We start from the raw sequence: 21,493 nt of genomic DNA on the forward strand, positions 1-21,493 counted from the left end.
GCCATGGCCGCCGTGACCACTTCTTCCTTCCCGTCGCAACGCTGGTCCGAACTGGTCGACCGGCTGGGCGGCATCGCCCGCGCGCATGCCGACGTGGCGCTGGCCTCGTCGCTGGCCGCCGAGGACATGCTGTTGACCCATGCCATCCTGGATGGCGGGTTGGCCATCGAGATCTTCACGCTGGACACCGGCCGGCTCAACGCCGAGACCGTCGCGATGGTCGACCGCATCGCGGGGCGCTACGGCCGCGGCATCGGTGTCGTGCGGCCCGATCCGGCCGCCGTCGAGCGCTACGTTTCCACCCATGGCCTGAACGCCTTCTACGAAAGCGTCGAGCTGCGCAAGGCCTGCTGCGAGATCCGCAAGGTCGAGCCGCTGCGGCGCGTGCTGGCGGGCCGCAGCGCCTGGATCACGGGGCAGCGGCGCGAACAGGCGGTGACCCGCGGTGAACTGCCGCTGGACGAGCCCGATCCCGTGTTCGGGCTGCACAAGTACAACCCGCTCGCGCTGTGGACCCAGGAGGAAGTCTGGGCCGCCATCCGCGCGCTGGACATTCCCTACAACCCGCTGCACGACCGGGGTTATCCCTCGATCGGCTGCGAACCCTGTACCCGCGCCATCCGGCCCGGCGAGGACCTGCGCGCGGGCCGCTGGTGGTGGGAATCGTCCGACTCCAAGGAGTGCGGACTGCACGCCGGCAACCTGTCGGCCATCCCGGTCTCCGTCGTCACAACCAAGCAATCAGGCTGAATCATGCCCGCTATCCTGAACACCACGCGCAGCCATCTCGACTGGCTGGAATCCGAAGCCATCTTCATCATGCGCGAAGTCGCGGCCGAGTGCGCCCGGCCCGTGCTGCTGTTTTCCGGCGGCAAGGATTCATGCGTGCTGCTCAGGCTGGCGGAGAAGGCCTTCCGGCCCGGCAAGTTCCCGTTCCCGCTGATGCACATCGATACCGGCCACAACTTCGACGAGGTCATCGCCTTTCGCGATGCCCGCGCCGCCGAGCTGGGCGAGCAACTGATCGTGCGCAGCGTCGAGGATTCCATCGCGCGCGGTTCGGTCGTGCTGCGCAAGGAGACCGATTCGCGCAACGCCGCGCAGGCCGTCACGCTGCTGGAGGCGATCGAGGAATTCGGCTTCGACGCCTGCATAGGCGGCGCCCGCCGGGACGAGGAAAAGGCGCGCGCCAAGGAACGCATCTTCTCGTTCCGCGACGAGTTCGGCCAATGGAATCCCAAGGCCCAGCGCCCCGAGGTCTGGAACCTGTACAACACGCGGGTCCACGCCGGCGAGAACATGCGCGTGTTCCCCATTTCGAACTGGACCGAGCTGGACGTGTGGCAGTACATCGCGCGCGAGAACCTCGCGCTGCCGTCGATCTACTACGCGCACCAGCGGGACGTGGTGCGGCGCAAGGGCCTGCTGGTGCCGGTGACGCCGCTCACGCCGCCACAAGAGGGCGAATCGGTCGAGAACCTGACGGTGCGTTTTCGTACGGTGGGCGACATTTCGTGCACCTGCCCGGTGGCCTCCGAGGCCGCGGATCCGCTGGCCATCATCGCCGAGACGGCGGTGACGGACATCACCGAGCGCGGCGCCACCCGCATGGACGACCAGACCTCGGAAGCCTCGATGGAGCGCCGCAAGAAGGAAGGATATTTCTGATGAACGCCATGACCGATTCCGCATTCTTTTCCGCCGCCGACAAGGGCGTGCTGCGCCTGATCACCGCCGGTTCGGTGGACGATGGGAAGTCGACGCTGATCGGCCGGCTGCTGTACGACAGCAAGGGCATCTTCGCCGACCAGCTCGACGCGATCTCGCGCGCCAAGTACAAGCGCACGGTGGGCGATACCATCGACCTGTCGCTGCTGACCGACGGGCTGGAAGCCGAGCGCGAGCAGGGCATCACGATCGACGTGGCGTACCGCTATTTCTCGACGCCGGTGCGCAAGTTCATCATCGCCGACGCCCCGGGGCACGAACAATACACGCGCAACATGGTGACCGGCGCATCCACGGCAGACGTCGCGATCATCCTGATCGACGCGACCCGGGCGGCGGATGGCCAGCTGCTGACGCAGACCAAGCGCCATAGTACCCTGGCGCACTTGCTGGGCATCCGCCACATCGTGGTGGCGGTCAACAAGATGGACCTGGTCGAGTGGAGCCGCGAGGTGTTCGAGCGCATCCGCGAGGCCTATGCGGCGCTGGCCGCGAAGCTGGGCATCGCCGGCTTCCACGTCCTGCCGCTGTCGGCCCTGACCGGCGACAACGTCGTCGGCAAGTCCGGACGCACGCCCTGGTACCAGGGGCCGGCGCTGCTCGAACTGCTCGAGGCGCTGGATGTGCGCACGGACGCTTCCGGCAAGGCCCTGCGCTTCCCGGTGCAACTGGTCGCGCGCCATGGCGGCGACCGGGCCGACGATTTCCGTGGCTACATGGGACAGGTCGCCAGCGGCACGCTGGCCGTGGGCGACCGCGTGCTGGTCCAGCCCTCGGGCGTGGCGGCGACGGTGAAGTCGCTGGTCGTCCACGGCGGGGAGGTGGAGGCCGCCGTCGCCGGCGATTCCGTCACCGTCGTGCTGGACGAGGACGTGGACGTGTCGCGTGGCGATGTGCTGGTGCATGCGTCGGCGCCGGCGGCCGTGGCGCGACAGTTCCAGGCCGAGATCTGCTGGCTGGATACCCAGGCCCTGAATCCCGCGCGCAAGTACCTGCTCAAGCACGGTACGCGCCTGACCTCGGCCAAGATCAAGTCGGTGCTGGCGCGGCGCGACATCCACGAGCTTGGCGAGGTCCCGGCGGCCGACACGCCGTTCGCGATGAACGACATCGGCCGCGTGGAAATCGCCACCCGCGATGCGCTGGCGCTGGACGCCTACGACGACATCGCGGCCACCGGGGCATTCATCCTGATCGACGAAGCCACGCACCAGACGGCCGCGGCCGGCTTGATCCGGCTGACATCTCTCTCCGCGCACTGACTGGTATCCCAGGGCGCCGCGGATCCGGCTCTGCCGGTCCGCCAGCGCCGCCCCCTTGAGGGGGCGCCCGAAGGGCGTAGGGGGTGGGTTCCCTAGCAGTGTGGCTCGGGTCTCATCCATAGCCATATGGCCACCGTCAGCATGATGGCGGTGGACAGTCCGGCGGCCCAGCGCGGCACGGGGGCGATGAAGAGGATGGCGGCGCACAGGGCCATGGTGATGGTGGCGCTCCATTTGGCCCGGCGGCTGACGGAGCGGTCCGTGCGCCAGTTGCGGATCATGGCGCCGAAGACCGGGTGGCGTTCCAGCCAGGCCAGCAGGCGGGGCGATCCACGGGCCGCGAACCAGGCCGCCAGCAGGACGAAGACCGTGGTCGGCAGGCCCGGCACGAAGATGCCGACGATGCCCAGGGCCAGGCAGAGCAGCGCCGCCAGCAGCATCAGGCCGCGGACGACGATGCCCGGATCGGAACAGGGTTTCACGGCCGGCCCTGACCGTCGTCGGCGCTCAGCCATTTGGCGAAGAGCCGGCGAGGCATGGCCGGCGAGATCCACCATTTCCGCTGCACGTTGTCCCACTGCGCGCCCAGTTGCTTGGCCGCATCCTTTTCTCCGTAAGGCACGTCCAGGTAGACGCGGGGCGGCGTGGCCGGTGCGGCGGCAGCGGCAGGCCGGGTGCGCGCGGCCGCGCGGGCCGCGGGCAGGTCGAGCGCGCGTATGAAATGACTGTCGTGGCCTTGCGGGGTGTACAGGAATAGCTTTTCGCTGGTTCGCGTCATGGCGACGTAGAACAGCCGGCGTTCCTCGGCCGGGTCGGCGTGCGCCTGCGGGAACTCGCCGTCGGCGATGAAGGGCATGTGCACGAAGCGCCATTCCTTGCCCTTGGCGGCGCGGGCGGTGGTCAGGACCAGCGGCTGCCGGTTCTTCTTGAGCGCGCCGCTGCGGCGCTGGGCCTGGTGCAAGTGCTCCAGCAGGCCGGTGGCATCCAGCCCCGTGGCGTCTGCATAGGAAATGAAGCCGTCGATGGAGCGGGCGACGGCCTGGGCGTCCAGCCTGTGCACGAACAGGCGGCGCGTGACGTCGGCCAGTTGCAGTTCCGCCGCCGCGTGGGTCAGCAATTCGCCGGCCGACAGCGAGGGCGCCCGGGCGATGAGATGGTCGCAGACTTCGGCGAAACGGGCGCGCCAGCGGCGAGTGGCGGGATCCACCGTTTCCTGCGCGTCCGCGGTACGGCTGAGCCGGCCGCTGTAGAAATAGCGGATGGTCTCGGGGTCGGTGGCGATGGTGCGCTCGGCATCCGCCCATTCGCTTTCCGTGTAGTCCAGGCCGGCGAACAGGCCCAGCGCACGCAGGATGGCCTTGACTTCACCACGGTCGCGCACCGGCGCCATCGACAGCCGCGCGATGTGCAGGATGCCGCGCAGCATCAGGATCTCGATGCGATCGAAATAGCTTTGGCAGCCGTCCGTGGCATAGGGCAGGTCACGCGCGATCAGCGCGTTCTCCAGGGCAATGCTCTGGTGCGCGTCGCGCAGCACCACGGCGCAATCGCCCAGGCTGCGCGCGGCGCCCGATTCGAGCAGGGCAGCGAGCGCATCCGCCACCCGGCTGCAGCAATCGTCTTCCGGTCCCGTGCCGTAGCGCACGATGTCGACTTCGGTGTCTTCGGATCGTCCGGACTGGAAGACCTGGGCCGTCAGGGCCTGCGCGCAGGCGCCCAGCGTCGGGCCGCAGCGGAACGAGCTGGTCAGCGGCAGGCGCCGCGTGCCGGGAAAGAGATGCTCGAAGGCCTCGCCCATGTAGCGGGGGTCGGCGCCGTTCCACGAATGGACGACCTGCTCCTTGTCTCCGGCGGCGATGATGCGGGTGCGAGGGCCGGTCAGCTTGCGCAGCAGGCTGATCTGGGCCGCGTTGGCGTCGTGCCATTCGTCCGCCACGACCAGCGCGGGGCAGGGCAGGGACACGATCTCGCCCAGCTCGTCGGCAATGGCCAGCACGTCGGTGACGAGATCGTGTTCGCTCTGGAAGGCGAAATGGCCGGCGTCGATCCGGCGCAGCCGTTCGTAGGTGCGGCAGATGGACAGCAGTCCGCGCGGCAGGTCGAGTTCTTCGGCCAGTTCCGCGTCCGATGCGTCCGCGAAGCGGGCAAAGGCCAGCGTGCCCTTGAGCCGGGACAACTGGTTGATGATGACCTCGGCGTGCAGGTTGTTCAGGTCATAGCCGTATTCCCGGTCCGCCTGCGGGTCGGCCGCCGCTTCCTCGATGGCCTCGAATACGCAGGGCCGCATGGCTTCGGCATCGGGAAGGTAATCCTCGGCGCCGTCGATCAGGCCTTGCGCCTGCCAATCGGCCAGCAGCCCCCGCGCGAACTCCGCATAGGTGGCGACCCGGATCGAGCGCGACGCACCGGCCTGCGCCAGGCGCTGGAGAAAGACCTGCCGGGCGGCCTCGGTGAACACCAGCGCCAGGATGCCGTCGGCCGGCGTGCCCTGGCGCTCGCGATGGGCCACGCATTGGGCCAGGGTCGTGGTCTTGCCCGAGCCGGCCACGGCGTCGATCAGCAGGAACTGGCCGGCTTGAGAGACGATCTGCCGCTGTTCCGGCGTCAGCAATAGGGAACTCATGGCGGGAAGTGTAAACCGCCGGCCCGGATATCAGATGCCCAGGCCACCCAGCGATTTGCCGCCGTCCACGAACAGGGTCTGGCCGGTGATGAACTTCGTCGCGGGCGAGGCGAAGAACTCGATGGCGACGGCGATGTCGTCCGGCGTCGCCGGTGCCCCGCCGGGCTCCAGCGCGACGGCCTTCGCGTACTGGTCGGGCGGCATGGTGCGGGTCATCGGGGTATCGGTGAAACCGGGCGCGATCGAGTTGACCGCGATGCGGCGCGGACGCAGTTCCAGCGCCATGGCCCGGGTCAGGCCGATCACCCCGGCCTTGGATGCGACGTAGTCGGCGAAGCCGTAGCCGCCCAGCGCGCCCCGCGACGACACCGTCACGATGCGGCCGCCGGGCCGCATGCGGCGCGCGCCTTCCTGCGCGGGCACGAACACGCCCAGCAGGTTGACATCGACGGTGCGCCGGAAGTCCTCGTCGGAGATTTCGTCGAACTGGCGGGGGGTGTAGACGCCCGCCGCGCAGACGACCACGTCGACCCGGCCTTCGCCGTCCATGATGCCGGCCAAGGCCTCGCGGTCGCGCACGTCGGCCACGTAGCCTTGCGCGTCCAGCCCGAGCGCCGACAGTTCTCCTGCCGCCGCCTGGACCCGGTCCTCGCCCAGGTCCAGGATGGCCACGCGGAATCCCGCCACGGCCAGGCGCCTGGCAGTCGCGTAGCCGATACCCGAGGCGCCGCCGGTGACGTAGGCGATTTCCTTGCCGGCGGGACGTGCGTCGTGCATGTTCTGTTCCTTCATCGCTCAGTTGGCCTGGATGCCGAATTCCTTGATGATGCGGGCGTAGCGCGTGTCGTCGGCGGCGATGCGCCGGGCCAGCGCATCGGGCGTGCCGCCCGTGGGCGTGAGCCCCATCACCGCCGCCCGGGAAACGATGTCCGGCATCTTGATGATCTCGTTCACCGCCGCGTTCAGCTTCTGCACGACCTCGGCCGGCAGCCCCCGCGGCCCCAGCAGGGCCTGCCAGGCGCCGACCTCGACGTTCTTGTAGCCCAGTTCGGCGAAGGTGGGGACGTCGGGCGCGAAGGGCGAGCGCTGCGGGTCCGCCACGGCCAGCAGGTGCAGCTTGCCGTTGGCGACATACGAGGTAATGGGGCCGAGGGTGGTGTACATCAGCGGAACCTGTCCGCCCACCAGGTCGACGATGGCCGGAGCGCTGCCGCGATACGGGATCTGGTTGATCCGGGTACCCGCCGCCTTGTCGAACAGCTCGGCCAGTATGTGCATGGGCGACCCCGCGCCGGGGCTGGCATAGCTTTGCAGCGTGCCCGCCTTCACTCCCGCCACCACGTCCTTGACCGACTTCACGCCGGATTGCTGGGAACTGGCCAGGAACAGCGACTGCGTGCCGATCTCGGCGATGGGCGTGAAGTCGGCCTGGACGTTGTAGTCGGCGCCGGTACCGGGCTTGAGGACATGGGGCACGATGGCCAGCGTGTTGGGCGCCAGCAGCAGCGTGTAGCCGTCGGCGGCGGACCGGGCGACGTAGGCGCTGCCTATCGAGCCGGCCGCGCCGCTGCGGTTCTCGACCACGACGGGGTGGCCCCATCTGGCGCTGAGCTTTTCGCCTATCCAGCGGGCCAGCACGTCGGTGTCGCCGCCCGCGGGGTAGGCGACGATGATTTTCACCGGCTTGTCGGGATAGCCGGCCGCCGCGGCGGGGGCGGACAGCGCCGCCAGGGAAACCGCCGCGGCGAAGGCGGCGAGCGTGGTGCGTCTTGCGAGATCGGTCATGGCTTTCCCTGTAGGTTCCGCGGAAATTTATACTAAGTTAGTAAAATATATTAAGTTAAAAAAATATAAATTATTTTTTCTCGTATGAATTTAAGGATAAACCCTGGCATTGGATGAGCCACCAATGAAACAAGCTCATCGGCTAAAATTTATGAATAACGGATTTTGTATATATTCAACCGTCGTCGGAGCGCTACCCTCATGCGATCAGCGGAAACGCCCGCCCCCAAGGCGGCTTCGGAAACCATGTCCGAGCGGGCGTACCAGCACCTGCGCGCCGACGTGATCGCCGGCGCGCTGGCTCCCGGCCAGAAGCTCAGGCTGCAGGCCTTGCAGCAGCGCTACGAGCTGGGCATCAGCCCCATACGCGAAGCCCTCATGCAGTTGTCCGGCGAAGGCCTGGTCAGCAATGACGGCCAGCGCGGCTTCAGCGTATCGCCCTTGTCCAGGGACGACATGATCGACTTGATGCACGCGCGCACCTCGATCGAGACGCTGCTGCTCCAGGATGCGATCGAACACGGCGACGACGACTGGGGGGCCGGCATCACGGCCGCCTACTACAAGCTGACGCGGGCGCGCCTGCCCCAGGATCCCAACGATCTCGTGGCGGTGGAACTGTGGGAAGCTGCCCATCGCGGGTTCCACGCCGCGCTGCTGGCCGCGGCGCGGTCGAGGTGGCTGATGCGCATCGACGAGCAATTGATCGATCATTCCGAGCGTTATCGCCGGATCCGGCTGGCCTACACATCCTCGGCGCAACAGCTCGAGGACGACGTGATGAGTGAACACGCGCAATTGATGGAAGCGGCCCTGGCCCGCAACGCCGGCCTGGCCTGCGAGCTGCTGCGCAGCCATCTGATGCGTACGGCGCAGGTGCTGGGCGAGCGCTTCGCCGAGTAGCCTGGGGCCTGCGCGAGGCGCCTTTTGGCGTGAACGATCCTAGCGGCTGGTCCGCGCCACCAGGGCCTCCAGGTGTCCATACCAGGCATGGCCAGGGTCGGCCAGCATCAGATGTGTGTCGAAGTGATCGAGGCCTTCCCAGGCGTGCAGCCCGGCGTCGGCCGGCTGGTGCTTCAACAGTTCGTACATGCGCGTATTGGCGCCGATCACGCGTGCGCTGTCCCGCTCCCCATAACTGGCCATCATCGGCACGAGATTGCCGGCGGTCCAGCTGATGGCGCTCATGAGCGCGTCCTCGCACGGCTGTTCCAGCAGGGTGGTATACACCCGCTCCTCCAGGCTGTCGGGCTCGGGGCAGGGATGGTGCAGGTCCATGACGCCGCTGATGGGCAGGCAGCCGCGGATGTCGCCGGGCGGCACGCCCGCTCGCTCCAGGGCCCGCTTGCGTAGGGCGGCCATCGCGGCGGTGCCGCCGCCGGCCGAGTGCCCCGACAGGTAGAGATTCCGGCCATCGCCTCCCCACCGGCCCACGGTCCGCCGCAGTTCGCCCAGCAGCAGGGCCGCGTCGTCGAACGCGGCGGGCAGGCGGTGCCGGGGCGCCAGCCGGTAGGTGGGCGCGACGAACACCAGTCCCCGCCGGACCACCGCCTCGGCCATGAAGTGCACATACTCCTTGTAGCCGTTGGTCCAGCCGCCGCCGTGCCAGAACACCAGCACCGGCGCGCCGCGCATGCCGCCGGCGGCGAACACGTCGTAGCGTTGCTGCGGATCGGGTCCATAGGCCAGGTCACGGGCGCGCAAGATGCCCGCATCCAGGTCGCGGGCCCATTCCAGCACCGTGTCTTCGTAGCGCTGCGCGGCGGGAAAGGGCAGGGGAGGTTGAGCGAAGAGCGGGGCGTGGTCCATGGGTTGTCCCGAGAATTTCTAATTAATTATAGAAATTATATATTTTTATGGAAAATATTTTTTGCTGAAAGACCAGGGGGCCAATTGTGCGCAATACTGTATGGATATACAGTATTGCGTGTGGAACACGATGACTCGCCGCAAGACGGCTATCCCCAGGCGCCTCCCGTCCCGCAGCGCGGGCGCGGTGCCGTGCTCAACGTCAGGCACCGGTTCGAGGGCGACCGGCGCGACGCCGTGGACGACGGCTGGGCCGCTCCGGAAGAAGAGCCGCCCCCGCTGCGGACCGAGGTCGCCATCGAGCGCGCGCGCAAGATCCTGTCCCGCAACGACTCTCCGGACATCCCCTTCGACCGCGCCATCAATCCCTATCGCGGCTGCGAGCACGGCTGCGTGTATTGCTTCGCGCGGCCCACGCATGCCTACCTGGGATGGTCGCCCGGCCTGGACTTCGAAACCCGGCTCGTCGCCAAGGCCAACGCGGTCGAGGCGCTCCGGGCCGAACTGGGCCGCCCGGGCTACCGGGTGGACGTCATCAACATCGGCTCGGCCACCGACGCCTACCAGCCCATCGAGCGCCAGTGGAAACTGACCCGGGGGCTGCTGGAACTGCTGCTGGAAACCCGGCATCCCGTGTCACTGGTCACCAAGGGGGGACTGGTTGCGCGCGACGTCGATCTGCTGGCCAGGCTGGCGGAACTGAAGCTGGTCGCCGTCTACGTATCGATCGGTACGCTGGACGGACACGTGGCCCGGACGCTGGAGCCGCGCGCGGCGGCGCCGTGGAAGCGGCTGGAAGCCGTGCGGACGCTGGCCGGTGCCGGCGTGCCGGTCGGCGTGTCGCTGGCGCCCGTCATTCCCTTCATTACCGACGACCACATCGAGCATGTGCTGGAAGCGGCCAAGGAAGCCGGTGCGCGGGCGGCTTTCTACACCATGCTGCGCCTGCCCTGGGAGGTCAAGGACGTGTTCTCGGACTGGCTCGAAGCGCACTTTCCCGACCGCAAGGCCCGCGTGCTGCACTGCCTGGAGGACTTGCGCGGCGGCAAGCTCAACGACGCGCGCTTCGGCAGCCGCATGCGCGGCCAGGGCATCTGGGCCGACCTGGTCGCGCAGCGCTTCGGGCGTGCCGCGCGCCGGCACGGGCTGGCGGACCGGCGCATCGAGCTGGAGACAGGGCTGTTCAGGCCGCCGCCCCGCTCGCCGCGTGGCAAGGAACCGCCCGCCGACACCGGCCAGATGCCGCTGTTCGGCTAGGGCCCGTTCAGGCGGGAATGCCCTCGAACAGGCTCTGGAACAACAGCACGATGCCCAGCATCAGGATGGCGGTACCCACGGCCAGCGTGATGCCGGCCACCAATACCGGCCCCCAGCCGGTACGCGTCTGCCGTGCCTGTCCCGGGTTGTATTTGGCGTCGAACTTGGCGTCGGGAGTCAGGCACAGGACGATGGCTTCGATGAAGCCGGCGACGGCCGGGACGAGGAACAGGAAGAAGGCGGGATGGAAGTACCACGCTTCGCTGCGCAGCGCCGTGCCTATCATGATCAGCGAGAACAGCAGCACGATCCAGCCGTGCCGGCGGCCCAGGTACCACCAATGCGCACCGGCCCAGCCCAGCACGGCGGCCAGCAGTCCCGCCACGGTCTTGTGGCGGAAACTCCGGGTCGGCGGAAGGATATGGGATTTATCGTCGGCGGAAGATGTGGACATGTGGTGGGAATCCATCGTAGAAGACCTTGATTTTGAAGGACTTTACCGCATCCTTGCTTGCTAGGCCCAGCAGGCCGGGCTATACTTTAGGGCTTTTCTTAGTCAACTTTTTCCAAGGAATTACCTATGGTGGTGATTCGTATGTCCCGCGGCGGCTCGAAGAAGCGCCCCTTCTACAACCTCGTTGCTGCCGATTCGCGCAATCGCCGCGATGGCCGCTTCATCGAGCGCGTGGGTTTCTACAACCCCGTCGCTTCCGAGGGTGAAGAAGGCCTGCGCATCGCGCTCGACCGCGTCGAGCACTGGACCAAGAACGGCGCCCAGCTGTCGCCGGCCGTGGCCCGTCTCGTCAAGGAATACGGCGCCAAGGTCGCGCCGGCTGCCTGATTTCGTGGTGTCCGCCGCGTCCACGGGGTCCGTTAGCGATCCCGCTCTGCCCGCCGATCTCGTCGAGGTCGGGCATGTGGCGGAGGCCTTCGGCGTGCGCGGCGGCCTGAAGGTCCAGCCGTATTCGGCCCAGTCCGAGGCCTTGTTGGGCAGTCGTACATGGTGGCTGCGCAAGGGCGCGGAAGTGCGCCGTGTCGAAGTGGCCGACGCCAAGCGCCATGGCGCGGTGGTGACGGCCACCTTCCCCGGCGTGTCCGACCGGGACCAGGCCCTGGCCTGGAAGGGTTGGACGGTGCTGGTGCCGCGCAGCCAGTTCCCCCGGCTTGCCGAAGGCGAGTTCTATTGGGTGGACCTGATCGGCTGCGAATTGACGGGCAAGGATGCCTCGGACCGGGAGGTCGTCCTGGGCTCGGTGACGGAAGTCAGCGACAACGGGGTGCATGCCATCCTGCACGTGGCCTGCGTCGAACCCGTGGCTCCAGGCCAGCCGACGCAGCCGCTGCTGGATGCGCGCGGCAGGCGGCGCGAGACCCTGGTGCCTTTCGTCGACGCGTATATCCGTGGTGTCGATCTCGACGCCCGGCGCATAGACAGCGATTGGCCCGAGGGTTTCTGACCCGTCGGGCGTGAACAAAGGGCTTGGGCCCGGGCCATGGACGAGATGTTGCGGTTCGACGTGATCACGCTGTTCGGCCCGATGTTCGAGGCCATCAGCCAGCAGGGCGTAACCGGCCGGGCGCATGCGCAGGGCCGGTGGCAGTTGCAGGCCTGGAATCCGCGCGACTTCACGGTGGACGTGCATCGCACCGTGGATGACAGGCCCTATGGCGGCGGACCCGGCATGGTGATGCGGGTCGAGCCTCTGGAGCAAGCCGTGTGCGCGGCGCGCGACCAGCGTGCGCAGGCCGGCTTGCCCGAGGCGCCGGTGGTGTTGCTGTCGCCGCAGGGGCGTCGTTTCGACCAGGCCCAGGCTTGCGAACTGGCCGGCGGAACGGGGGCCATCCTGGTGTGCGGGCGCTACGAAGGCATCGACCAGCGGTTCATCGACCGCTGGGTGACGCAGGAAGTGTCGCTGGGGGACTTCGTGCTGTCCGGCGGAGAAATCGCCGCGATGGCGATGATGGATGCCGCGGTCAGGCTGTTGCCCGGCGTCCTGAACGACGACGAATCCGCCGTGCAGGATTCGTTCAACGAGCGGTTGTCCGGCTTGCTGGACTGTCCGCACTATACTCGGCCGGAAGTCTATGACGGCCAGCCGGTGCCCGACGTGCTGTTGTCCGGGCATCATGCCAACATCGAGCGTTGGCGGCGCCGCCAGTCGCTGGAAGCGACGAGCAGGAAGCGCCCCGACCTGATCGAGGCGGCACGCGAGCGCGGGTGGTTGAGCCGCGACGACGAGAAGTTTCTGTCCGACCTGCAAAGGGAAGACAAGCGCTGACCGCCCTGGCGGCCGGCGTTGCAGCAAGCCTGCCGGGCATGAGTCCGGTGGGAGTTCCCATCCTCTGGTAGCGGTGCCATCAAAAGCAGAACCGCCACGTATGATGGTCATTGGAGATAGAAATGGACCTGATCCAAGTCCTCGAGCAAGAAGAGCTGGCCCGCTTGACGGCCAACAAGACCATTCCCGAATTCGCCCCCGGCGATACCGTGGTGGTCAACGTCAACGTGGTTGAAGGCAACCGCAAGCGCGTCCAGGCATACGAAGGCGTGGTCATCGCCAAGCGCAATCGTGGCCTGAACTCGTCGTTCATCGTCCGCAAGATTTCGTCGGGTGAAGGCGTCGAGCGTACGTTCCAACTGTACGCGCCGACCATCGCGTCGATCGAAGTCAAGCGTCGCGGTGACGTGCGCCGCGCGAAGCTGTACTACCTGCGTTCCCGTTCGGGCAAGTCGGCCCGGATCAAGGAAAAGCTGGTTCGCAACGCGCCTGCTGCCAAGGCTTGATTCCCGCGGTACTGCAAGATGAGCGCCCCCGTGTGGGGCGCTTTTTTTTGCCGCCGGGCCGCCCCAAGGCAAAAAGCGCCCCCCCCGGGGGGCACTCTCCGGCGAGGCAGTCCTGAGGCGCCAGCGGGAGTATGCTCTAGCCATGCCGATAACGACGGCGTTTCCGCCGGATTTCCGTTTCACATGTCATCATCCATTCCGACCGACCAACATAGCGACGCTCCGGCAGACGAGATCGACGATACGCCGGAGGAAATCCAGCCCGACTCCCTCGCTCCGCCTGCCCGGCGTCCGCCGCAGCGCCCGGCCTTCGATCCGGTCGCGCAGCCCTGGGTCGCCAACCCGGGCGGACTGGTCGCCGTGCCCGAGACGCGCCTGACGCCGATGGCGCTGCGCGACCGTTTCGCCGCGCCGCCCGCCTGGACGCCGGATGCGCAGGACATCAATCCGGCCCGCGCCGCGGACCGGTCCCTGCGGCTGGCGTCGGTGCTGGTTCCGATGATGCTGCGGCCCGACGGCATCCAGGTCATGCTGACGCAGCGCACCGCGCATCTTCATGACCACGCCGGCCAGGTCAGTTTTCCTGGCGGACGGGTGGAACCCAGCGATTCGTCGGTGACCGACGCCGCGCTGCGCGAGACCGAGGAAGAGACCGGGTTGCCGCGCGGATTGGTGGAGGTCATCGGCCAGTTGCCGGATTACTTCACCGGCACGGGATTCCGCGTGGTGCCGCTGGTGGGGCTGGTGCGCCCGGATTTCACGCCGCGTCCCGATCCCTTCGAGGTGGCCGAAGTATTCGAGGTGCCGCTGCGCTTTCTGATGGACCCGGCCAATCATCGGCTGCACAGCGCCACGCTGCCGGCAGGCGGCTTGCGCTCTTACTACTCGATGCCGTGGAAGCAGTTCTTCATCTGGGGGGCAACGGCGGGCATGCTGCGCAATCTCTATCAATTCCTGCGCGCATGATCCCCGTGTCCACCTCGCGCACGCGAGGGATGATGCAAAACCATGGCTATGCAATCTAGAATGCGCTCATGAGCTTCTTCGCACTCCTTCTTGCCTTTCTTGCCGAACAAGTCCGGCCTCTGCCGCGTTCCAACGCCGTCCATGAAGCCGCCCGCGCCGCCTGCCGCTGGGCGGGCCATGCGCTGGACGCCGGCAGCCGTGGCTATGCCGTGCTGGGCTGGCTGCTGGTGGTGGTCGTCCCCACCCTGGCGATATGGCTGATCGGGTCGCTGGCATGGTCGGTGCATCCCGTTTTCTCGTTGGTGTTCCATGTCGTCGTCCTGTGGTTCACGCTGGGGTTCCGGCAGTTCAGCCACCACTTCACCGAGATCCAGTTCGCGCTGGCCCGTGGCGACGTCACGCTGGCGCGCAGCCACCTGCAGGAGTGGCTGCGGGCTTCCGGCGGCAACGTGTCCGTCGAGACCATGACCGTGCCGGAGATCTGCCGCACCGCGATCGAGGAAGGCGTGGTGGCCTCGCACCGGAACGTCTATGGGGTCCTGTTCTGGTATGCGCTGCTGCCCGGTCCGTCCGGCGCCGTGCTGTACAAGCTGGCGGGCATTGCCCGCCAGGAGTGGGGCGATCGCACCGATGCCTTTGGCGAAGTGGCCCGCCGGGCCTTCCACCTGCTGGACTGGATTCCCGCCCGGATGACCGCGGTCGGTTTCGCCATCGTCGGCAATTTCGAGGATGCCTTGTACGGGTGGCGCCAGCGCGCCTCCAGCTGGGACGACCCCCAGCGCGGAGTGGTGGTGGAAAGCGCCGCGGGCGCGCTGGGCGTACGCCTGGCGCCGGTGTCGGGCAAGTGGCAGCCGCCGGTCGAGCCGGTCGATCCCGATCTGGTGGGGCCGGTCCAGCCGGCCTCCGCGGCCAGCGAGTTCACCGCCGCCGCCGAGGCGCCCGACGAGCCGGCGCGCCTGCCGGACCCGGCCACGCTTCACGCGGCGGTCGGGCTGCTGTGGCGGGCGGTGGTGCTCTGGATGGCGCTGCTATTGCTGCTGTCGCTGGTGTCCTGGGCCTCCTGAGGCCGGGCGTGACGGGCATGGCCGGCGCCATGCTGCACTGCATGAGGCCAGGCGAGGTTTCCGGCGCTATAGTGGCCCGGTCGAACTGACCGGAGCGGGGCCAGCCATGTTCTCTTTCCAATATTGCCCGAATCGCACTTCCCGTGTGCTGGAAGTGGAGATAGACCCGCTGCAGCGTGGCCCGGGCACCTGGGACGTCAACTGCAAGATCTACGAACAGAGCGAGGGCAGGCGACTGCTGCTCGGGCCGACCCTGGCCCTGCGCGACATTCCCGCGCAATCCGAGCAGGAATGCCTGGACGAGGCCGAGATCCGCATCGCCGACGAGATCGAGAACGATCGCTGGTTCAAGCTGTAGGGCCGGGTTTCTCAGTTATTGCATCCCGTTACATCCCTGGGCTTGGCGCTGGACGGCGATCTATACAATCGGCGCAGGCATGTGCCATTCACGACGATTAGGGGAAGATATGAGCATTTTCAAGGCCATACTCGACAAGATTTTCCCATCCAGCCATCCTGCCGTAGCCAAGGAGGCGCCTCCTTCGGCCGCGCCCGCGCCCGGTGGCGTCCCGGCGCCGGCCGCGATGCCGGCGGTGGACGTGGAGTCCATCCTGAACGCGATGGCGGCCAAGAATCCCGAGAAGCTCAACTGGAAGACGTCCATCGTCGACCTGATGAAGCTGCTGGGGCTGGACAGCAGCCTGGCGGCCCGCAAGCAGCTCGCGACCGAACTGCATTACAGCGGCGATACCAACGATTCGGCTTCGATGAACATCTGGCTGCACAAACAGGTGATGCAGAAGCTGGCCGACAACGGCGGCAAGGTTCCCGACGACCTGAAGAAGTGATCGGAAAAAGGGCCCCCGTGCTTGCCGGCGCGCAGCGGCAAGCACGGGGGCCCTTTGTTTTACGATCGCTCTTGTTTCACTCCGGCAGGATGTTGATTTCCTTGGTGATCTGGGCCCATCGTGCGTGCTCGTGCCTGAGGAAATCGCCGGTCTGCGCGGGGCTGTAGCCCGGCGCGGCGATCGGCCCGATGGCGGCGATGCGTCCTGCGACTTCTTCATCGGCCAGCAGCGCATTGACGTCGCGGTTGACCCGCTCGATCGCCGCCGCTGGCGTGCCGGCGGGGGCGACGATGGCGAACCAGCCCACCATGTCGAAGTCGGGCAGCAGTTCGGACACCGCGGGCACCTGCGGCCAGTCGGCCAGGCGCTTGTCCGAGGTCACCGCCAGCAGCCGCAGGCGCCCTTGCCTGGCGAGCTGCGCGGTCGAGGCCACGTCGGCAACGATCGCATCCACGTGCCCGCCCATCAGGTTTTGTGCGGAAACGCCCACCGACACGTAGGGCACCAGGTTGGCCTGGGCGCCGGAGCGGGCATTGAACAGGCGGGCGATCATCCCGCCGAAGGTGCGCGGCCCCTCGTTGCCCAGCGTGAAGGTGCCCGGGGCGGCCTTGGACTTGGCGATCAGCTCCTCGACGCTGCGGATGGGCGAATCGGCCTTGACCAGGATGCCGAACGGACTGCGGGCGACGAAGGCCACCGGCACGAAATCCTTGGCGGGGTCATAGGGCAACTGCTTGAACAGGAAGGCGTTGGTGACCAGCGCCGCGGTCGTCGCGAAATAAAAGTTGTAGCCGTCGGCGGGCGACCGGGCGGCAGCCTGCGCGCCCACCGTGTTCTGGCCCCCCGGCTTGTTCTCGATCACGACGGCCTGGCCCCAGCGGGGATACAGCCGCTCGGACAACAGCCGGGCGATGTTGTCCGGACCGGATCCGGGAGGCTGCGACAGCAGCAGCCGTACCGGTTTGTCGGGCCAGGCCTGCGCCAGCGCCGACCGCATGGGGGAAAGCGCCGGGACGGCGGCCAGGGTGGCCAGGGTCCGGATGGCGTGTCTTCTGTTCATCGTTGTCTCCTCGCGTAATGGGTCAATGCAGCGCGCTGCGTAGTTCGTCCAGCAAGGCGTCCAGTTCGCGCGCATCGGCCGCGACGCCGTAGACATAGCGGTCGGGACGCACCACGGCCGCCGTGCAGCGGTAACGCTCGAACCACGCCTGACACACGCCTTCGGTCTCGGCCAGGGCACCCAGGTCCAGGGTGGTCATGCCCCACGCCGGCGGAAGGGGCGGCACGGTCCCCGCATGGCGGGCGTCCAGCACCAGCCACCAGCCGTCTCCCGCCGCGTGGTCCAGGCGGACGGTGGCACCCGCCTGCCTGATCCAGGGTTGGGGGAACAGCGTGCCGCGGGCGGGAGTGCCGGCTCGGGCCAACAGTCCTTGCTCCAGCGGCGGAATGACTTCCTGGCGCGGCATGTCGCGCACCGTGCCGCCGCATTCGTCCAGCAGGCGCGCGTCGCGGGCGCGGGCCCGGGCCTCGTCGCGTTCGCAGATCACCGCGCCGATGGCCTTGATGCGCCCGGTCAGGCTGCGCACGTGCTGCTTGCGCTCGATGCCGTAGCTGTCGAGCAGCGCGTCGGCCTGGGCGCCCGTGACCGTCCGCCGCAGCACGGCCGCCAGTTTCCAGTTCAGGTTGGCGACGTCGCGTATGCCCTGGCACATGCCCTGGCCCAGGAAGGGGGGCTGCTGGTGGGCGGCGTCGCCGGCGACGAACACGCGTCCGTGGCGCCAGTCGCGCGCCACCAGCGCGTGGAAACGGTAGCTTGCCTGGCGCCAGAGCTCGCCGTCCTCCGGTGTCAGCCAGCGCGAGAGCAGTTTCCAGGTTGCTTCGGGCTGGGTGACGGTACGGGGATCTTCGTCCGGCTTGAGGGAGATTTCCCAGCGCCGGTGGTTGCCTGGACCGATCACCAGCGTGCACGGCCGGTCGGGCTCGCAATACTGCACGCTGGTGCGGGGCAGCTTGGCCAGTCCGCGTTCGTTGGCCAGGACGTCCACCACAAGCCAGGGTTCGTCGAATTCCAGGTCTTCCAGTTCGATGCCCGCCAGCTCCCGCACCGTGCTGGAGGCGCCATCGCAGCCGATGACGTACTTCGCGCGCAGGCTGGCGCGGCTGCCGTTCGCGTGGGCCACGTCCAGCCTGGCGCCCGAGGCGTCCTGTTCCAGGCCGAGCAGGGTGGTGTCCAGTTCGACGCGCACGTTCGGCAGTTGCTGGACGTGGTCGCGCAGGATGCGTTCCACCGGAGGCTGGGTGAAGACGTTCGAGGGCGTGTAGCCCAGAGGGTAGGGCGGCTCGACCATCGTGAGCCGCTTGATCAGCTGGCCATCCACGCCGAAGTACTCCGATGGCGTGAAGGGTTCCACGTACCGGGAGATGGAATCGACCAGTCCCAGCTGCTGGAAGACCCGCATGATCTCGTGATCGACCGCGATCGCGCGCGGCTTGTCGTAGACGTCGTGCTGCCGGTCGCAGACGTAGACCTTGAATCCCTGGTTGCCCAGCAGTCCGGCGGCGACCGCCCCCGAAGGGCCGAAGCCGACGATGGCGACGTCGTACAGGGGATGCGTGGAGGCGTTCATGCCCGGCCTCCGGATGCGGGGTGTTTCTTCGGGGCGAGACGGGCCATGCCCGCCAGCCGGGCGTGAGGGTGTCGCATGATGGATCCGTGAGTCGGGAAAAGGGTCAGGCCGACGAAGGTACGAAGAACACTTCGCTTTGCGCGGTCTTCAGGCGCGCCGATGGCGGCGGCGAGATGCCCCACTGGTCCACGCGGCCCGGCGGCCATTTCCAGTCATCGGGGCCGCCCGCGACGTAGCCGTCGTCGATCTGTTCCACCTCCGCCGTGTATTCGATCACCTCGCCGAAGGGGCCGATGAAATAGTTGAAGGCGTTGTCGCCGGGGCCGTGGCGGCCCGGGCCCCATTCGATCGCGTAGCCTGCGTCCTTCATCCGGCCCCCGCCGCGCATGACCGACTCCAGGTCCGGCATGACGAAGGCGATGTGGTTCAGCGCGTTGTTGTCGGTGATGCCCACCGCGATCGTGTGATGGTCGGCATTGCAATTCATGAAAGCCATGATGCGGGTGAGATCGGCCAGCCGGAAGTCAAGCGCCTGCTCGAAGAACCGCCGGGTGGCGGCGACGTCGGCGCTGTTCAGGACAGCATGGGCGAGACGCACGGGGCGGTCGGGCACGTCGGCTGCCTGGGCGTGCCGGGCATCGCCGGTCACGACCTGGATCAGCCGGCCATCGGGATCGCGCAGCAGCAGCCCGAGGCCGCCCGCTGGATCGGCCACGGGGCCGATGGGGGTTGCCAGCGTTCCGCCCGCTTCGATGCCGGCGCGCGCGACCGCGCGCAAGGCGTCCTCGTCGTGCGCCCGCAGCGTGACGTGGCGGATGGCCGTTCGCGGGCCGCGGTGCAGCGCCAGCAGATGGTGGTCCTGGCCGGTGCCGCGGAAATACAGAGCGTCCGGCTCGCGGGCCACGACGTCCAGGTGCCAGATGCGGGTATAGAAGTCTTCCGCCTTGTCGAGGTCGGGGACTTCCAGGGCCACGCTACGCAGCCCTTGTATGGTGGAAGATGCCATGGGGTGATTGCTCCGTGATGCGTGCCGCGTCAGCCCGCCTGCAGGCCGGCCGCCGTGACGCCGGCGATGCAGATTTCCTCGTCCTCGTCGCCCGTGCCGCCGCTGGCGCCGGCCGCGCCCAGGATGGCGCCCGCGGCATCGCGGATCAGGATGGCGCCGGTCTGCGGCAGGAAGCGTCCTTGCGCGGTGGCCGCCAGCGTGACGAAGAAGTTCGGGTTGTCCTTGGCGCGCTGCGCCAGCGTGCGGCTGGAGGCGTCCATGCCCACCGCGGCCCAGGCCTTGCCGGTGGCAACGTCCACGCGGAACATGCTGGCGCCGTCCTGGCGCTGGGCCGACTTCAGATGGCCGGCGGCGTCCAGCACCACCACGGCCATGGGCTTGTAGCCCTTGCCGGCGGCATGCGCCAGCGCGCCCGCGATGATGGCATTTGCCTGTTTGAATCGCCCCGGGTTTTGAGGAGGCTCCAAAACTTGAGAGAATGGAGCCATGAACAAATCGAACCGTTTTTCCCCCGAAGTGCGCGAACGCGCTGTCCGCATGGTGCAAGAGCATCGTGGCGAGTATCCGTCCCTGTGGGCGGCCATTGAGTCGATTGCACCAAAGATTGGCTGCGTTCCCCAGACCTTGCATGAATGGGTACGCAAGCACGAGATCAATACCGGGCTGCGCGATGGAGTTACCAGCGAGGAGCGCGACCGCATCAAAGCCCTGGAGCGCGAGGTTAAGGAGCTACGCCGGGCCAACGAGATTCTGAAGCTGGCCAGCGCGTTTTTCGCCCAGGCGGAGCTCGACCGCCGACTCAAGTCCTGAGAGACTTTATCGACCGGCATCGTGACACCCACGGGGTCGAGCCGATCTGCACGGTTTTGCAGATTGCCCCGTCTGGGTATAGGCGCCATGCCGCTCACAAACGCAATCCAGAATTACGCTGTGCCCGTTCCAAGCGTGATGAGGTGTTAGCCCCTCAAATCGAGCGTGTCTGGCAGGCCAACATGCAGGTCTACGGCGCCGACAAGGTCTGGCGTCAGCTCAACCGCGAAGGGGTGCAGGTGGCCCGCTGCACGGTCGAGCGGCTCATGAAGCGTTTAGGGCTGGAAGGAGTCCGGCGCGGCAAGGTCGTGCGCACCACGGTTCCGGACAAATCAGTGCCTTGCCCGCTGGATCGGGTCCATCGGCAATTCAGGGCTGATCGTCCCAATCAGTTGTGGGTGTCTGACTTCACCTATGTCTCGACGTGGCAAGGCTGGCTCTATGTCGCCTTCGTCATCGACGTGTTCGCCCGGCGCATCGTGGGCTGGCGGGTCAGTTGCAGCATGCGCACGGACTTCGTGCTGGATGCGTTGGAGCAGGCCTTGTACGCCCGACAGCCTGATCCCTCGGATGCATTGATTCACCACTCGGATAGAGGCTCGCAGTACGTCTCCATCGTTTACACCGAGCGCCTCGCCGAGGCCGGCATAGAACCCTCGGTCGGTAGTCGTGGCGACAGCTACGACAATGCACTGGCGGAGACCATCAACGGGCTGTACAAGACTGAATTGATCCACAAGCGGGCGCCCTGGAGGAGCCGTGAGGCTGTGGAATTGGCCACCCTGGAATGGGTGTCCTGGTTCAACCACCACCGACTGCTGGAACCCATTGGCTATATAACGCCGGCGGAAGCTGAGGCAAACTATTACCGGCAACTCGCCGAGCAGTCAGTTGCCGAGGTCACTACTTAAACCAAACAACCT

At 67.3% G+C, this 21,493-nt stretch carries 24 protein-coding genes and 1 other annotated feature; of the genes, 14 read left to right on the forward strand and 10 right to left on the reverse strand.

What is annotated here, in order from left to right:
• The first annotated feature begins 12 nt into the window (after nt 1–12).
• Genes R4823_RS09310 through R4823_RS09320 form a run of 3 tightly spaced genes read left to right on the forward strand, consistent with a single transcriptional unit; the run spans nt 13 to nt 2,990 of the window.
• Complete coding sequence (locus R4823_RS09310) at nt 13–750, forward strand: phosphoadenylyl-sulfate reductase (RefSeq protein ID WP_243724623.1); 738 nt, start codon at nt 13–15, stop codon at nt 748–750.
• A gap of 3 nt (nt 751–753) precedes the next feature.
• On the forward strand, nt 754–1,668 hold the full coding sequence (gene cysD, locus R4823_RS09315; protein ID WP_087840991.1) for a sulfate adenylyltransferase subunit CysD: 915 nt from the start codon (nt 754–756) through the stop codon (nt 1,666–1,668).
• Nucleotides 1,668–2,990 (forward strand): GTP-binding protein, encoded by a 1,323-nt coding sequence (locus R4823_RS09320; protein ID WP_087840992.1) that lies wholly within the window; start codon nt 1,668–1,670, stop codon nt 2,988–2,990. The genes cysD and R4823_RS09320 overlap by 1 nt, the downstream gene beginning before the upstream one ends.
• A gap of 92 nt (nt 2,991–3,082) precedes the next feature.
• Here the strand turns inward: R4823_RS09320 and R4823_RS09325 are convergent, their stop codons facing one another.
• The 4 genes from R4823_RS09325 to R4823_RS09340 are packed head-to-tail and all read right to left on the reverse strand — an operon-like array spanning nt 3,083 to nt 7,398.
• Complete coding sequence (locus R4823_RS09325; protein ID WP_279814213.1) at nt 3,083–3,430, reverse strand: YbaN family protein; 348 nt, start codon at nt 3,428–3,430, stop codon at nt 3,083–3,085.
• A gap of 38 nt (nt 3,431–3,468) precedes the next feature.
• The gene (locus R4823_RS09330) at nt 3,469–5,613 is read right to left on the reverse strand and encodes an ATP-dependent helicase (RefSeq protein WP_087840994.1); all 2,145 of its coding nucleotides are present in this window, start codon (nt 5,611–5,613) and stop codon (nt 3,469–3,471) included.
• 30 nt (nt 5,614–5,643) lie between these two features.
• Nucleotides 5,644–6,390: an SDR family NAD(P)-dependent oxidoreductase gene (locus R4823_RS09335; RefSeq protein ID WP_338618423.1), complete on the reverse strand. Its 747-nt coding sequence runs from the start codon at nt 6,388–6,390 to the stop codon at nt 5,644–5,646.
• A gap of 18 nt (nt 6,391–6,408) precedes the next feature.
• Nucleotides 6,409–7,398, reverse strand: a complete 990-nt coding sequence (locus R4823_RS09340; protein ID WP_338618424.1) for a tripartite tricarboxylate transporter substrate binding protein — start codon at nt 7,396–7,398, stop codon at nt 6,409–6,411.
• A 201-nt stretch (nt 7,399–7,599) separates the two neighbouring features.
• Between R4823_RS09340 and R4823_RS09345 the strand changes: the two genes are divergently transcribed.
• The gene (locus tag R4823_RS09345; RefSeq protein WP_087840996.1) at nt 7,600–8,301 is read left to right on the forward strand and encodes a GntR family transcriptional regulator; all 702 of its coding nucleotides are present in this window, start codon (nt 7,600–7,602) and stop codon (nt 8,299–8,301) included.
• Between the two features lie 39 nt (nt 8,302–8,340).
• On the opposite strand, the gene R4823_RS09350 is transcribed toward R4823_RS09345, so the two are convergent.
• Nucleotides 8,341–9,207, reverse strand: a complete 867-nt coding sequence (locus tag R4823_RS09350; RefSeq protein WP_338618426.1) for an alpha/beta hydrolase — start codon at nt 9,205–9,207, stop codon at nt 8,341–8,343.
• A gap of 120 nt (nt 9,208–9,327) precedes the next feature.
• Here R4823_RS09350 and R4823_RS09355 point away from each other — a divergent pair, with 120 nt between their 5' ends.
• Entirely contained in the window at nt 9,328–10,464 is a 1,137-nt protein-coding gene (locus R4823_RS09355; RefSeq protein ID WP_243724624.1) for a PA0069 family radical SAM protein, read from the forward strand.
• Nucleotides 10,465–10,471: 7 nt separating this feature from the next.
• Here the strand turns inward: R4823_RS09355 and R4823_RS09360 are convergent, their stop codons facing one another.
• Complete coding sequence (locus R4823_RS09360; protein WP_243724625.1) at nt 10,472–10,918, reverse strand: NINE protein; 447 nt, start codon at nt 10,916–10,918, stop codon at nt 10,472–10,474.
• 126 nt (nt 10,919–11,044) lie between these two features.
• On the opposite strand from R4823_RS09360, the gene rpsP reads away from it, so the two are divergent.
• From rpsP to R4823_RS09400, 8 genes are all read left to right on the forward strand, one after another.
• Entirely contained in the window at nt 11,045–11,305 is a 261-nt protein-coding gene (rpsP, locus tag R4823_RS09365) for a 30S ribosomal protein S16 (protein ID WP_087840999.1), read from the forward strand.
• Between the two features lie 7 nt (nt 11,306–11,312).
• Complete coding sequence (rimM, locus tag R4823_RS09370) at nt 11,313–11,921, forward strand: ribosome maturation factor RimM (RefSeq protein WP_087841052.1); 609 nt, start codon at nt 11,313–11,315, stop codon at nt 11,919–11,921.
• A 48-nt stretch (nt 11,922–11,969) separates the two neighbouring features.
• Entirely contained in the window at nt 11,970–12,743 is a 774-nt protein-coding gene (gene trmD, locus R4823_RS09375; RefSeq protein ID WP_087841053.1) for a tRNA (guanosine(37)-N1)-methyltransferase TrmD, read from the forward strand.
• Between the two features lie 122 nt (nt 12,744–12,865).
• Nucleotides 12,866–13,249, forward strand: a complete 384-nt coding sequence (gene rplS, locus R4823_RS09380; protein WP_087841000.1) for a 50S ribosomal protein L19 — start codon at nt 12,866–12,868, stop codon at nt 13,247–13,249.
• A gap of 183 nt (nt 13,250–13,432) precedes the next feature.
• Nucleotides 13,433–14,215: a CoA pyrophosphatase gene (locus R4823_RS09385; RefSeq protein ID WP_087841001.1), complete on the forward strand. Its 783-nt coding sequence runs from the start codon at nt 13,433–13,435 to the stop codon at nt 14,213–14,215.
• 68 nt (nt 14,216–14,283) lie between these two features.
• Complete coding sequence (locus tag R4823_RS09390) at nt 14,284–15,279, forward strand: CobD/CbiB family protein (protein ID WP_087841002.1); 996 nt, start codon at nt 14,284–14,286, stop codon at nt 15,277–15,279.
• Between the two features lie 106 nt (nt 15,280–15,385).
• The gene (locus R4823_RS09395) at nt 15,386–15,637 is read left to right on the forward strand and encodes a hypothetical protein (RefSeq protein WP_130359865.1); all 252 of its coding nucleotides are present in this window, start codon (nt 15,386–15,388) and stop codon (nt 15,635–15,637) included.
• Nucleotides 15,638–15,746: 109 nt separating this feature from the next.
• A complete protein-coding gene (locus R4823_RS09400; protein WP_338618435.1) occupies nt 15,747–16,127 on the forward strand; it encodes a DUF3597 domain-containing protein in 381 nt (126 codons plus the stop codon).
• A 76-nt stretch (nt 16,128–16,203) separates the two neighbouring features.
• Here R4823_RS09400 and R4823_RS09405 read toward each other — a convergent pair whose 3' ends face one another.
• The 4 genes from R4823_RS09405 to R4823_RS09420 all read right to left on the reverse strand — a co-directional run bounded on the left by R4823_RS09405 (nt 16,204) and on the right by R4823_RS09420 (nt 20,248).
• Entirely contained in the window at nt 16,204–17,187 is a 984-nt protein-coding gene (locus tag R4823_RS09405; RefSeq protein ID WP_165963283.1) for a tripartite tricarboxylate transporter substrate binding protein, read from the reverse strand.
• A gap of 22 nt (nt 17,188–17,209) precedes the next feature.
• Complete coding sequence (locus tag R4823_RS09410) at nt 17,210–18,754, reverse strand: bifunctional 3-(3-hydroxy-phenyl)propionate/3-hydroxycinnamic acid hydroxylase (RefSeq protein ID WP_338618437.1); 1,545 nt, start codon at nt 18,752–18,754, stop codon at nt 17,210–17,212.
• 103 nt (nt 18,755–18,857) lie between these two features.
• A complete protein-coding gene (locus R4823_RS09415) occupies nt 18,858–19,760 on the reverse strand; it encodes a VOC family protein (RefSeq protein WP_087841007.1) in 903 nt (300 codons plus the stop codon).
• Between the two features lie 29 nt (nt 19,761–19,789).
• Nucleotides 19,790–20,248 carry a heme-binding protein gene (locus R4823_RS09420; protein WP_338618441.1) on the reverse strand — a complete coding sequence of 153 codons (459 nt, stop codon included), beginning with the start codon at nt 20,246–20,248 and terminating at the stop codon, nt 19,790–19,792.
• Between R4823_RS09420 and R4823_RS09425 the strand changes: the two genes are divergently transcribed.
• Nucleotides 20,247–21,481, forward strand: a protein-coding gene (locus R4823_RS09425; protein WP_338618288.1) for an IS3 family transposase whose coding sequence is annotated in 2 segments (ribosomal slippage) — nt 20,247–20,538 and nt 20,538–21,481 — 1,236 coding nt in all. Because the reading frame shifts where the segments join, the coding sequence is not laid out codon by codon here. The two genes, R4823_RS09420 and R4823_RS09425, sit on opposite strands and share 2 nt — an antisense overlap.
• Nucleotides 20,525–20,641: a sequence feature (AL1L pseudoknot), on the forward strand. It overlaps the preceding gene by 117 nt.
• Nucleotides 21,482–21,493: the final 12 nt, after the last annotated feature.

The organism is Pigmentiphaga sp. CHJ604, assembly GCF_036972535.1.
Classification (GTDB): Bacteria; Pseudomonadota; Gammaproteobacteria; order Burkholderiales; family Burkholderiaceae_B; genus Pigmentiphaga; species Pigmentiphaga daeguensis.